Here is a 13,884-nt window from a genome sequence, read left to right as displayed (position 1 = left end):
AGAATGTTGAATTAGATTTTACATGCACCGCCTGCACAGCCATCGTCTTCTGATGCGAGATCTTGTTGCGCATCATCAGCACCATCACGTGTGTTGTGGTAGTACAGCGTTTTGACACCCAGCTTGTAAGCGGTAAGCAGATCTTTCATCAGCAGCTTCATTGGCACTTTACCGCCTGGCTGTTTGCTAGGGTCATAGTTGGTGTTTGCCGAGATCGCTTGGTCGATGAACTTCTGCATAATACCGACAAGTTGTAGATAGCCATCATTCGATTCGATGTTCCACAGCAACTCATAGTTGTTTTTGTATTTCTCAAACTCAGGGACGACCTGTTTTAAGATGCCATCTTTAGATGCTTTAACCGATACATAGCCTCGCGGAGGTTCAATACCGTTGGTTGCGTTTGAGATTTGCGACGACGTCTCCGACGGCATCAGCGCAGACAAAGTTGAGTTACGTAAGCCGTGTTCAACAATCTCTTGACGCAGAGTTTCCCAATCGTAGTGCAGCGGTTCATCGCAAATGGCGTCTAAATCTCGCTTATAGGTATCAATTGGCAGTATGCCTTTTGCATACGTTGTTTCGTTGAACGAAGGACACGCACCTTGTTCTTTCGCCAATCCTACTGAGGCTTTTAGCAGGTAGTACTGAATCGCTTCGAATGTGCGATGCGTCAGACCATTTGCACTGCCGTTAGAATAACGAACACCATTCTTAGCGAGATAGTAAGCGAAGTTAATCACACCTACACCCAGTGTGCGGCGGTTCATTGTCGCTTTACGTGCTGCAGGTAGCGGATAGTCTTGATAATCCAGTAAAGAGTCCAGCGCACGAATGGTTAAATCGGCGAGGTTTTCCAGCTCATCAAGCTCTTTGATCGCACCAAGGTTGAACGCAGAAAGTGTACACAGTGCGATTTCACCTTGATCATCTTCAACGTTAGTCAGTGGCTTGGTTGGCAGCGCAATTTCCAAACACAGGTTAGACTGACGAATCGGCGCTACCTGCGGGTCAAAGGGGCTGTGGGTATTACAGTGGTCAACGTTCTGAATATAAATACGGCCAGTGGAAGCACGCTCTTGCATCATCAGAGAGAACAGTTCGATGGCTTTCACTGTTTGACGTTTGATTGACGTGTCTTCTTCGTACTGAGTATATAAACGCTCAAACTCATTTTGGTCTGCAAAGAACGCGTCGTATAGGCCTGGAACGTCCGAAGGCGAGAACAGTGAAATGTTTCCACCTTTGATGAGGCGCGTATACATCAGTTTGTTGATTTGAACACCGTAGTCCATATGACGAACGCGGTTCTCTTCAACGCCTCGGTTGTTTTTCAATACCAGCAGGTTTTCAACTTCACGGTGCCAAATAGGGTAGAACAGGGTGGCTGCACCACCGCGAACACCGCCTTGCGAACAGCATTTAACCGCTGTTTGGAAGTATTTGTAGAAAGGAATACAACCTGTATGGAAGGCTTCACCACCGCGAATTGGGCTACCCAGCGCACGAATGCGGCCTGCGTTGATACCAATGCCTGCACGTTGGCTGACGTAACGAACAATGGCGCTTGCCGTTGCGTTAATTGAATCTAGGCTGTCATCACACTCAATAAGTACACAAGAACTGAATTGACGAGTAGGTGTACGTACGCCGGACATGATTGGCGTTGGCAGAGAAATCTTGAATTGTGACACCGCATCATAGAAGCGACGGATGTAATCAAGACGCGTCTCTTTCGGGTAATTTGCGAACAAACACGCAGCAACCATAATGTACAAAAACTGAGCGCTTTCATAGATTTCACCAGTAACGCGGTTTTGTACCAAATATTTACCTTCCAACTGCTTCACCGCAGCGTAAGAAAAGTTCATATCTCGCCAGTGGTCGATATAGCTATCGAGAATGTCTAGCTCTTCAGCGGTGTAGTCTTTGAGAAGATGATCATCGTATTTGCCCATGTCTACCATGTTACGAACATGGTCACCCAGTGTTGGTGGCTCAAACTGACCATATGCCTTCTTACGCAGATGGAATACGGCAAGGCGAGCAGCAAGGTACTGGTAGTCAGGCGTTTGTTCCGAGATGAGATCTGCCGCTGCTTTGATGATGGTTTCGTGAATGTCTTCAGTTTTAATACCGTCATAAAACTGGATGTGTGAGCGAAGTTCCACTTGAGAAACGGAGACATTATCGAGGCCTTCCGCTGCCCAAGTAATGACTCGGTGGATTTTATCTAAATCGATGTTTTCTTTCGCGCCACTTCGTTTTTGAACAGTGATTTGTTGGTTCATTTATCTTGTTCCCGGTATTTCTATGCCTGAAGACGTGTTTTGGTAAATTTCACAAAATACAAAGCAGATTTGTGATCAATATAAAAATTATGACTTGTATGTCGTAACACTATATATAGGGTCTTAGACTGACTTTGGTAACAAGATAGTGTTGGAGGGCAGATAATGCAAGTTGCTAATGATAGCGTTATCTGTGGATATCTTGGGGATTTAAAAGTGACGTTAGTGTTCACTAACCGTGTTATGCCAATCAATGCAATAGCATAGGAAAAAGCAAATTTTTTTGGGCGGTTTGAAGAAATTAAAAAATTTATTTCTCTTGCGTGACAAAAGAAAGAATGCATGGTGTTAACTCATTGAACACTGGTTGTTTTTTGCTCTGAGTCTGTGTGACAAAGATCAGAATAATGACAGTATGTTTTCAATATTGTTAAAAATAAGATCCGCATCCCAATCGTGTGGGTCGATGGAATCGTCAATATATCCCCATGCAGCGACTGCAGAGTGCATGCCTGCCGCTTTCGCGGCGACGATATCATTGCGAATGTCACCAACATAGATGCATGACTCTGGTCGAACGTTTAGTTGCTCTGCAGCATGAATGAGAGGTTCTGGATGGGGTTTTGCTACAGCCAAGGTGTCGGCACAGACAAGTGCTTGAGCGTTTTGCAAAGGGGGAAAGTAGGGCAAAAGCTGTCGGGTTAGAAAGCCGGGCTTATTCGTCATGATACCCCAAGGGATATTCTGCTGACTCAAGATGTTGAGAAGTTCTGGGACACCGTCGTACATGCGTGTCGCTCGACAGATATTCTGTTCGTAATGCTTGAGAAAGGACAGCCGTAACGCATCGATGTCTTTGTCTTTGTCTTTCATTTCATCACCAAATCCCACGCGAAGAAGCCCCCTTGCGCCGAGGCTAGTATTTGCTTGAATTTGGCGTTCAGTAAGCGGCGGTAGGCCGAATTCTCGTAATACCTGATTTGCCGCACTTGCCATATCAGGTGCGGTATCAAGCAATGTGCCATCCAAATCAAACAATACTGCTTTGATGCGTCCTTTCATCGAATTGTCCTGTTTCACCCTTGGGTGGAAAAACCGATCACTATGGGTTGCGGGTATGAACGATGTAGTTTACGTCCACGTTACGTGGCGACAACCAATAACGATCGGTGAGTGGATTGTAATGCAGGCCCGTCATGTGTTTTTCTTGAAGTGGCGTTGCGTCGATCATGCGCAGTAATTCAGAAGGGCGAATGAACTTATTATGATCATGTGTTCCTTTTGGCACTATTTTCATCACATGCTCCGCACCAACTATCGCAAATAGCCAAGATTTCACATTGCGGTTGAGCGTTGAAAAGAAAACATGCCCACCGGGTTTTACCAATTTCGCGCAAGATGCGATCACAGAAGCAGGGTCAGGCACGTGTTCCAGCATTTCCATGCAGGTCACGATATCGTATTGCTGAGCGTGAGATTCTGCGTGCTCTTCGGCAGTGCACTGGATGTATGATACGTCAGTCCCTGTTTCTAACGCATGCAAGCGAGCGACAGTAAGTGGCTCTTTGCCCATATCAAGGCCTGTGACGATAGCTCCCTCTTTGGCCATACTCTCGGCAAGGATGCCGCCGCCACAGCCAATATCCAGCACTTTTTTACCGAAAACTCCGCCGCTTTGGGCGATAACATAATTTAGGCGCAAGGGGTTAATACGGTGCAAAGGCTTGAATTCGCCTTCTAAATCCCACCAGCGAGAAGCCATGTCTTCGAATTTCTTGATTTCCGCTGGATCGACATTACGTGGAGAGGTCATCTACTGCTCGTCCCTAAAAATTTTCTATATCTCGGGAATATACAGAAGTTTATAAACGTCGGGGAGAGGAAAAAGTGAAAACGCGAGAACCGGAGGCTTTCCCCCCCGGTTAGAGTGACTCCAGTTGGCGAAATTATCGATAATAAAATTTATGCTGCATTTGTTAGCGTAATCGCTGCCAGCAGACCTAATAAAGTGTATTTACCGATAATGATCGCCATGCCTAATGCATTGATTGCCTGATATAACATAGCGTCCCCCTTACAAACACGAAATGTGTCTGTAGCATTTTTCCTTACAAATACAAGGGATATTGAGACGGGCTTCGCACTCTTCTCTTATTTAACTTGTTACATTTTCAATTGTGATCTGGGTGATTTGCACTGCCCAAATCATATGGTTTTCCAGATGCGTTTCTGAGAGCCTCAAAGTGAAAGTGCGACCTCCACCTTGAAGTTGGGTGTTTTTTCGCCCTGCCGTCCCATAGAGGGCCAAAATAAGAGTATTTCGTGATTTATCTCGGGTTTAGGCTGTGACTCTTAGCGTGCTTTTGTGGTATTCTCGCTATCTTGCACGTAGTCAACTTTGACATACTTACCTGAGGGATATTGGCTCCATGAGCGATCTTGCTAAAGAGATCACGCCCGTCAATATTGAAGAGGAGCTGCAAAGCTCATATCTAGACTACGCGATGTCCGTTATCGTGGGTCGTGCTCTTCCTGATGTGCGTGATGGTCTGAAACCTGTACACCGCCGCGTTCTTTTCGCGATGAATGTACTTGGTAATGACTGGAACAAAGCATACAAAAAATCTGCCCGTGTTGTCGGCGATGTGATCGGTAAATACCACCCACACGGTGACAGCGCTGTTTACGATACCATTGTCCGTATGGCACAGCCGTTCTCGCTGCGTTACATGCTGGTTGATGGTCAAGGCAACTTCGGTTCGATTGATGGCGACTCTGCCGCTGCGATGCGTTATACCGAAGTTCGTATGGCGAAAATCGCCCACGAATTGCTGGCTGATCTGGACAAAGAAACCGTTGATTTTGTTCCTAACTACGACGGTACCGAACAAATTCCAGAGGTAATGCCTACCCGAATTCCTAACCTGCTGATAAACGGTTCTTCCGGTATCGCTGTAGGTATGGCGACCAATATTCCTCCGCATAACCTGACTGAAGTTGTCAGCGGTTGTTTGGCGTATATCGAAAATGAAGACATCAGCATTGAAGAGCTGATGACACACATTCCGGGTCCAGACTTCCCTACTGCTGCCATGATCAATGGTCGTAAAGGTATTGAAGATGCATACCGTACTGGTCGCGGCAAGATTTACCTGCGCTCTCGTGCAGAAATCGAAGTCGAGAAAAACGGAAAAGAAACGATCATTGTTTCTGAAATCCCGTACCAGGTTAACAAGGCACGTTTGATCGAGAAGATCGCGGAGCTGGTTAAAGAGAAGAAGATCGAAGGCATCAGTGCGTTACGCGACGAGTCGGATAAAGACGGTATGCGTATTGTTATTGAATGTAAGCGTGATGCAGTTGGTGAGGTTATCCTCAACAACCTATACGCACAAACACAACTTCAGACGTCTTTTGGTATCAACATGGTTGCGCTGGACAATAACCAGCCAAAACTGTTTGGTCTAAAAGAGATGCTGAAGTGCTTCGTGAACCACCGCCGTGAAGTGGTGACACGTCGTACTATTTTCGAGCTGCGCAAAGCGCGTGATCGTGCCCATATCCTTGAAGGTTTGGCGATCGCTCTAGCAAACATCGATGAAATTATCGAGTTGGTTCGTGCTGCTCAAACGCCAGCCATTGCTCGTGCTCAACTACTACAACGTGGTTGGGGTATGGAAGCTGTTGCTGCCATGCTTGGTTCAACCGGTGTTAATGATGCGCGCCCTGAGTGGTTGGATGCAGAGTTTGGTGTTCGTGATGATGGTAACTACTACCTGACTGAGCAACAAGCGCAGGCCATTTTGGACTTGCGTCTGCACAAGCTGACTGGTCTTGAACACGAAAAGATCCTTGATGAATACAAAGAGTTGCTGACACTTATCGGCGAATTGATGTTCATCCTGTCAAGCCCTGAGCGTTTGATGGAAGTTATCCGTGAAGAGCTTGAAGCGGTTCGTGACGGTTACGGTGATGAACGCCGAACTGAAATTACCGCAGCAAGTGCTGACATTGATATTGAAGATCTGATCAATCAAGAAGACGTGGTTGTTACATTGTCTCACGAAGGCTATGTGAAATATCAACCGTTGAACGATTACGAAGCACAGCGTCGTGGCGGTAAAGGCAAGTCAGCAACACGAATGAAGCAAGAAGACTTCATTGAACGCCTGTTGGTCGCTAATACTCACGACACCATTCTTTGCTTCTCTAGCCGTGGCCGTATGTACTGGCTGAAGGTATATCAATTACCGTTGGCGTCGCGTACTGCGCGAGGCAAACCAATTGTTAACCTGCTGCCTCTTGAAGCGAATGAACGCATCACTGCGATTTTGCCAGTTAAAGAGTACGCGGAAGACAAATTCGTCTTCATGGCAACGGCTGACGGTACGGTGAAGAAGACACCGTTGGTTGATTTCAGCCGCCCACGTAGTGCGGGTATCATTGCAGTTAACCTGCGCGATGGCGACTCCTTGATTGGCGTTGATATTACCCACGGCAATGATGAAATCATGCTGTTTACTGATGCGGGTAAGGTTGTTCGCTTCAAAGAAGCAGAAGAATCACCAGTATTTGACGAAGACGGTAACCCAGTACTTGATGAAAATGGCAAGCCAGAAATCAAGTTTAAAGGTGTGCGACCAATGGGCCGTACCGCTGCGGGTGTTCGTGGTATCAAGCTAGCACCGAACAACAAAGTTGTTTCGCTGATTGTTCCGCATACTGAAGGCGATATCCTAACGGTTACTGTGAATGGTTATGGTAAGCGTACTTCACTCGCTGAGTACCCATCGAAGAGTCGTGCGACACAAGGTGTTGTGTCAATCAAGGTCTCTGAACGTAACGGTGCAGTTGTTGGCGCAGTTCAGGTAAGCGAAGGTGATGAGTTCATGATGATCACCAACGGCGGTACGCTGGTTCGTACTCGTGTATCTGAAGTGAGTCAGGTTGGCCGTAACACCCAAGGTGTTACGCTGATCCGTACAAGCGAAGGCGAAAAAGTAGTAGGTCTTCAACGTATCGATGAGCCGGATGAAGAAATCTTGCCATTGGAAGACGGTGAAGAATCGACTGCTGAAGTAACGACCGAAGCAACGACGGATACGCCAGTAGAAGCGAAGCCAGAATCTTCTGAAGATTCAGCAAAAGAAGACGATAGCGAAGAGTAACTCTCTGAGCATTGACGCTTAATCTATAAAAAACGCAGCATAAGCTGCGTTTTTTTTATCACCTATCTAAATCAAGCAGTATCAGAATGCGAATTGTCGTTTCAATCGTATCCAAAAGGTGATAAAACAAAAATGAACAGATTTTGCGCGACGCGGTTTGGTGAAGCTGTTACTAACTGGTTGTATGCACAAATTAATTTAGAACATCATAAAAAAGCGATAAAACGCAGGAGCATTCTGAAATCATGGAAAAGGTCTATAACTTCTCGGCTGGCCCGGCAATGTTGCCTGAGGCTGTTCTGGCAAAAGTTCAAGCGGAACTGACAGACTGGAACGGTACTGGTACATCCGTTATGGAAGTATCGCATCGCGGGAAGCCATTTTTAGCCGTTGTTGCTGAGGCCGAGAAAAATCTCCGTGAATTACTGTCTATCCCTGATAACTATCATGTTTTGTATGCGCAAGGCGGGGCAAGAGCTCAGTTTGCAGCAGTACCCATGAACCTTCTGGGAAGTAAAACCATTGCGGACTACATCGATGGTGGTTACTGGGCAGCAAGTGCTGTTCAGGAAGCAAAAAAATACTGCACGCCTAATGTTGTTAACGTTAAAACAGACGCTGATGGCAAACGCGCAGTGCTTCCGGCTAAAAATTGGAAACTGAGCAGCGATGCCGCTTTTGTTCACTTCTGTCCGAATGAAACGATTGATGGTATCGAAATCCGTGATTTGCCAGAAACCAATAAGCCGATCGTGGCGGACATGTCATCGACGATTTTGTCTCGTCCGATTGACGTATCAAAATACGGTGTGATCTACGCAGGGGCGCAGAAGAATATCGGCCCAGCGGGAATTACGCTGGTTATCGTACGTGATGATTTACTTGGCAGAGCCAAAGACTATTTACCTAACATCCTGAACTACAAAACGCTGGTGGACAAAGAGTCAATGTTCAACACGCCACCCACATTTGGATGGTATCTGGCAGGTGAAGTCTATAAATGGCTGAAAGAGCAGGGCGGACTTGACGCAATGCAAAAGCGTAACGAAGAAAAAGCGGCGCTGCTCTATGATTGCATCGACTCATCGACGTTTTACGTGAACAACATTCACCCTGATAATCGCTCGCTGATGAACGTTCCGTTTCAATTGGTTAATCCAGAGCTGGACGAAAAGTTCCTCGAAGAGTCTGATGCTCAAGGTCTGAAAGCGTTGAAGGGTCACCGTGATGTAGGTGGTATGCGTGCGTCTATCTACAACGCCATGTCACTTGAAGGCGTACAGGCGTTGGTTGCCTTCATGAAAGCGTTTGAAGCGAAAAACGCGTAATACCAAAAAGTGAAGATAAAAGCCGTCGAAAGACGGCTTTTTTGTATCTGCTAAATGTGCACCAGCTTTTTCAGTTTGGTCTTTACTGATCGCCAGTGTGTTACCGGAATTGGCGGAATTTTGCTGGTAAGGAAATCAATGTCGTCTGGAGTGGGTGACACCTTCCCGCCATGCGCTAACATGATGGACTCAGTCTGAAGCGAAAATACTTTCTGTAATGATTGTCTGTAGCGATTGGGGTAGAACACCGGAAACGGCGGAATAAACTTACCTTTTACGGTCACCATCAAGTCAGCAACATAAACAGTGCTGGTGGCTGCGTGGTGAAGTGAAATGTCCCGGTCGGTATGTCCCGGGGTTTCTAGCACTGTCCAGTCGGGGAAGCCTGGAATGGCATCGCCATCTTTTAAATATGCATCCGCATTGAGCCGACGGTTATACCATACCCGCTTGGGCGATTTACCCATGCGCTTTGCCATCCATTTCGCCAACGCAATATCCGTCCAATGCATCATGATGCCATCAAAGCCTTTGTACCAATCTTGCTCCGCTACACCAGTGGCAATTTGACAACCTGTAATGTCTCTAAGTCGGTGAGCTCCTCCTGCGTGATCGGGATGCATGTGGGTCACAATAATCCATTTCAGATCTTCAATCGGGCGCATAAGTGAGTGCTGAATGTATGACAAAACAACGCCTACGTCAGCGCGGCTGCAGCCATCGAGCAACATTAGTCCTTTCTGATACTCTGCAAGATATATGGTTTGAATGTAACCCTCGATTTCATGGAGCGTGGGGTTATCGGACACTCGGATCTCCTTTCTCATCTGACCAGTCAAAGTGTACAGAAAAGATGGCGTTTATGTTTCTAATGTTTTCCTTGTGTTAAATGTGGTTACTAGTTAATCAGTTAGCGCAAGCGTTTGCCGCAAACGATTGCTTTTTGTTTTTTCAGTCCTACAATGTCGAAAAATTTCCTTCTACACCATCGCCTTACCGTCTATAAGCTCTGAGTAACAGCAATAACAGAACACTGCTTTTTGACAGCTCAATGCCCAGTCAGCGCATTGAGGATCGCGACTTCTATAGGTACTTTGCTATGACTCTTTCTCGCACTAACGAAAAAGCTCGCCCGTCTGAACTGGTTTATCGTCTGGACGACAGACCGCCACTTCCTCAGACACTATTTGCGGCAGTCCAGCACTTACTGGCGATGTTCGTCGCCGTGGTTACGCCTTCGCTGATTATTTGCCAAACACTGGGTCTGCCAGCCGCGGATACCAATACCATCGTGAGTATGTCGTTATTTGCATCTGGCTTAGCGTCATTTATTCAAATCCGAACATTTGGCCCTCTCGGCTCAGGGCTATTGTCTATCCAAGGCACAAGCTTTAACTTCTTAGGACCAATTATTGGTGCAGGCCTTGCGATGAAAGCGGGTGGCGCGACAGTTGAAGCGATGATGGCGGCTATTTTCGGCACCATTATGGTGGCATCAATGACCGAGGTTCTATTAAGCCGAGTACTCGAACATGCGAAGCGTGTGATCACTCCGTTGGTTTCCGGCATTGTTGTTACCCTGATTGGTTTGACTCTCATTCAGGTAGGTCTGACATCAATGGGTGGTGGTTATACAGCCATTGAAAACGGTACTTTTGGTGATTTAAAAAATCTTCTTCTCGCGGGTTCTGTGCTGGGTGTGATCGTGTTGCTTAATCGCATCAATAATCCTTACTTGCGTGTTTCATCCATCGTCATTGCGATGACTGTCGGTACGCTGATAGCGTTTGCGCTTGGAATGGTGAACACCAGCCCTGCCAGTGATGTGGACTTTTTCGCTGTGCCAATTCCAATGCAATATGGCTTGTCGTTTGATATCGGATTGTTGGTTCCGTTGATTATTGTATTCCTTATCACATCACTGGAAGCCATTGGTGATATTACTGCCACATCAGAAACCTCTGAACAACCTGTTTCTGGCCCTGTATATATGCGCCGCATTAAAGGTGGCGTGTTGGCTGATGGTGTGAACTCTGCTTTGGCCGCGTTACTGAACAGTTTCCCGAACTCTACTTTCAGCCAAAATAACGGCATCATTCAGTTGACGGGGGTTGCGAGTCGCTACATCGGTTATTTTGTGGCGGGTATGTTGGTAATTCTTGGCCTGCTACCAGGGGTGGCGACGCTCGTTCAACTTATCCCTGAGCCTGTGTTGGGCGGTGCCACGATTGTGATGTTTGGTACCATCGCTGCGTCGGGTATCCGTATCATTTCGCGCTGTGAGCTTAACCGTCGTGCGATTCTTATCATGGCACTTTCATTTTCGATGGGCTTGGGTATCGCACAAAAACCAGAAATCCTGCAATTTATGCCAGAATGGATTAAAAATATCCTTTCTTCCGGTATGGCAGCGGGTGGTTTGACTGCGATTATTCTCAATCTGGTTCTGCCAATCGAAGACCATAACGAAGACACAAACTAATATCTTGCCCAAAAAGAGGGGGACGGTGCACCATCCCCTCTCTTTTTCTTTTTCATAATTACGTTCTCCACACCTCTCACTTTCGGCAACCTGTTTCTATACTGAGAAACTGGAGGTGTCGTTATGTCAAACCATTCAGATTCCACCAATTTTGAATCCGTACCTTCTGGGACTTCTACGGAAAAAACGCATCAGGATGATCTGCCTATAGCGACATCACAAAATGTTGCGGAGTCGTGCTGCCAATATCTCGATCCAGACGGGGTTGTACATCAATGCTTTGAGCCAGCAGGCGAGACTGGCTTTTGTTTTTGGCACGATGAAAATGCACCCAAAGACGGGCCAACCGTTAAAACGCAGCTTGAGGAATATGCAAAAAAGGGTGGGCAACTGCGCGGGATTGTCGTTAAGCGTGCAGATCTGCAGGATGTGAACCTTGTGAGACATGGGCCGGGTGGTGGTTACGATCTCAGTTATGCGAACTTCTATCGTTCGAACATGACCAATGCGCACTTGTTTAACGCAAAGTTTGATAATGGTAGCTTGATGAAGGCGGATCTCCATGATGCCAATATTCATTGTGCCAGCTTCATTAATTGCAACCTGTTGGGTGTAAAGCTCACAGACACAAAAATCGATAACATTAAGATCGGGAGCACTTTACAGCAAGAGGCGGAAGGCCGTGTTGCAGAAAGAAAAAGGGACATGGAAAAGGCGCTAGATCTTTTTGAGCAGTCAGAGGAAATCTATCGGGATTTAAGAAAAGCGTCGGAAGCACAGGGTATTTTTACGATGGCAGGCCAATTTTTGCAAAAAGAACTGACGATGCGACGTTATCAAATGCCTTATTTTTCCACACAAAGGGCGATGTCAAAAACCGTTGATTTGTTCTGTGGCTATGGAGAAAGCCCAATTCGCGTTATTTTCTTTTCCCTCGCGCTGATCTTACTTTGTGCGATCATCTATTTTCAAACAGGTATCCAATATGCGGGTGATTACGTGGGCTTTTCATCGCAGCAAACGGCAGGTGAAAACTTTTGGGCATTTTCGGATTGTCTGTATTACAGCGTGGTGACGTTTACAACGTTGGGGTATGGCGACTTTATCCCGATAGGAATGTCGCGACTTGTGGCTGCGACAGAAGCATTCACTGGCAGCTTTACCATTGCATTGTTCGTTGTGGTCTTTGTGAAGAAAATGACACGCTAACTTACTGAATACGAAAAAAGAAGAAATCGCCATATAAGCGCTGCAGAGGGTAGCGACTTAGCTGCTTTTTCGTTACTCTCGGGATATGAAACAACAAGGATCTCGAAGTTCAGATGGAGCAGTTGACGTTACAACCAATTTCTAAGATTAACGGAGAAGTTAATCTTCCAGGCTCAAAGAGTGTCTCTAATCGCGCTCTTCTTCTCGCCGCTTTTGCAACAGGCACTACTCGCCTGACCAACCTTCTTGATAGCGATGACATCCGTCATATGCTAAATGCACTGGCAAAGCTGGGTGTCAATTTCCGACTGTCTGATGACAAGACAGTATGCGAGGTTGAGGGTTTAGGTGGGGCATTTAACACATCTGAAGCGTTAGAGCTGTTTTTAGGTAATGCGGGCACGGCGATGCGTCCTTTGGCCGCAGCGCTTTGTTTAGGAAAAGGTGAGTATGTACTCACTGGTGAGCCAAGAATGAAAGAGCGTCCAATTGGCCATTTGGTTGATGCAATGCGCGGTGTTGGTGCGCAAGTGACGTATTTGGAAAATGAAAACTATCCGCCACTACGTATCATCGGTAAAGATATTGCAGGTGGCAGTGTAGACATTGATGGTTCAATTTCCAGCCAATTTTTGACTGCGTTCCTCATGACAGCCCCGTTGTTTAGTGGTGATACTGACATTCGAATTAAAGGCGATTTGGTGTCAAAACCCTACATCGATATTACGCTGCACATCATGGCGCAATTTGGTGTGGAAGTCATAAATGATAACTACCAAACCTTCCATGTTAAAGGTAACCAAACCTACGCCTCACCGGGTGACTTCCTTGTGGAGGGTGATGCGTCTTCCGCCTCTTACTTCCTTGCTGCTGCCGCAATCAAAGGTGGTGAAGTCAAAGTCACAGGCATTGGCAAGAAAAGTATCCAAGGTGATGTGCAATTTGCGGACGCACTGGCAGCGATGGGTGCGGACATCGAGTGGGGCGACGATTATGTGATTGCCCGTCGTGGCGAGTTGAAAGCGGTTGACTTAGATTTTAACCATATTCCAGATGCCGCAATGACGATAGCGACCACGGCATTGTTTGCAGAAGGCACGACGGCCATTCGTAATGTTTATAACTGGCGAGTGAAGGAAACTGATCGCCTTTCTGCGATGGCAACAGAATTGCGTAAACTTGGCGCAGAGGTTGAAGAAGGCGAAGATTACATCACGATTACGCCGACAGATAACCTGCAACACGCAGCGATCGACACCTACGATGATCACCGCATGGCGATGTGTTTTTCATTGGTTGCGCTCAGCGATACACTCGTGACAATCAATGATCCCAAGTGTACGTCGAAGACATTTCCTGATTACTTTGACAAATTATCAGCACTTGCGGAAAGTTAACGTTCCGCC

The 13,884-nt window shown here is 46.6% G+C and carries 9 protein-coding genes; 5 read left to right on the top strand and 4 right to left on the bottom strand.

Annotation, left to right across the window (positions count from 1 at the left end; translation table 11 throughout):
• Positions 1–11: 11 nt before the first annotated feature.
• From nrdA to ubiG, 3 genes are all read right to left on the bottom strand, one after another.
• A complete protein-coding gene (gene nrdA / locus B5D35_RS03830; RefSeq protein WP_078751275.1) occupies positions 12–2,291 on the bottom strand; it encodes a class 1a ribonucleoside-diphosphate reductase subunit alpha in 2,280 nt (759 codons plus the stop codon).
• Between the two features lie 399 nt (positions 2,292–2,690).
• Entirely contained in the window at positions 2,691–3,353 is a 663-nt protein-coding gene (gph, locus tag B5D35_RS03825; protein WP_078751274.1) for a phosphoglycolate phosphatase, read from the bottom strand.
• Positions 3,354–3,393: 40 nt separating this feature from the next.
• The gene (gene ubiG / locus B5D35_RS03820; protein ID WP_078751273.1) at positions 3,394–4,104 is read right to left on the bottom strand and encodes a bifunctional 2-polyprenyl-6-hydroxyphenol methylase/3-demethylubiquinol 3-O-methyltransferase UbiG; all 711 of its coding nucleotides are present in this window, start codon (positions 4,102–4,104) and stop codon (positions 3,394–3,396) included.
• A gap of 616 nt (positions 4,105–4,720) precedes the next feature.
• Between ubiG and gyrA the strand changes: the two genes are divergently transcribed.
• The gene (gyrA, locus tag B5D35_RS03815; protein WP_078751272.1) at positions 4,721–7,459 is read left to right on the top strand and encodes a DNA topoisomerase (ATP-hydrolyzing) subunit A; all 2,739 of its coding nucleotides are present in this window, start codon (positions 4,721–4,723) and stop codon (positions 7,457–7,459) included.
• Between the two features lie 245 nt (positions 7,460–7,704).
• Entirely contained in the window at positions 7,705–8,787 is a 1,083-nt protein-coding gene (gene serC, locus B5D35_RS03810) for a 3-phosphoserine/phosphohydroxythreonine transaminase (protein ID WP_078751271.1), read from the top strand.
• 50 nt (positions 8,788–8,837) lie between these two features.
• On the opposite strand, the gene B5D35_RS03805 is transcribed toward serC, so the two are convergent.
• A complete protein-coding gene (locus B5D35_RS03805; protein ID WP_244556498.1) occupies positions 8,838–9,596 on the bottom strand; it encodes an MBL fold metallo-hydrolase in 759 nt (252 codons plus the stop codon).
• A gap of 290 nt (positions 9,597–9,886) precedes the next feature.
• On the opposite strand from B5D35_RS03805, the gene B5D35_RS03800 reads away from it, so the two are divergent.
• The 3 genes from B5D35_RS03800 (at position 9,887) to aroA (ending at position 13,875) form a co-directional block, all read left to right on the top strand.
• Entirely contained in the window at positions 9,887–11,269 is a 1,383-nt protein-coding gene (locus tag B5D35_RS03800) for a uracil-xanthine permease family protein (RefSeq protein WP_078751269.1), read from the top strand.
• 123 nt (positions 11,270–11,392) lie between these two features.
• Positions 11,393–12,478: an ion channel gene (locus tag B5D35_RS03795; RefSeq protein WP_078751268.1), complete on the top strand. Its 1,086-nt coding sequence runs from the start codon at positions 11,393–11,395 to the stop codon at positions 12,476–12,478.
• 113 nt (positions 12,479–12,591) lie between these two features.
• Complete coding sequence (gene aroA / locus B5D35_RS03790) at positions 12,592–13,875, top strand: 3-phosphoshikimate 1-carboxyvinyltransferase (RefSeq protein WP_078751267.1); 1,284 nt, start codon at positions 12,592–12,594, stop codon at positions 13,873–13,875.
• Positions 13,876–13,884 lie beyond the last annotated feature (9 nt).

It is taken from the genome of Enterovibrio nigricans DSM 22720 (assembly GCF_900167155.1).
In the GTDB taxonomy this organism is placed as follows: domain Bacteria; phylum Pseudomonadota; class Gammaproteobacteria; order Enterobacterales; family Vibrionaceae; genus Enterovibrio; species Enterovibrio nigricans.
Note: the sequence above shows the minus strand (reverse complement) of the source record. Positions and strands in the feature narration are given on the sequence as shown.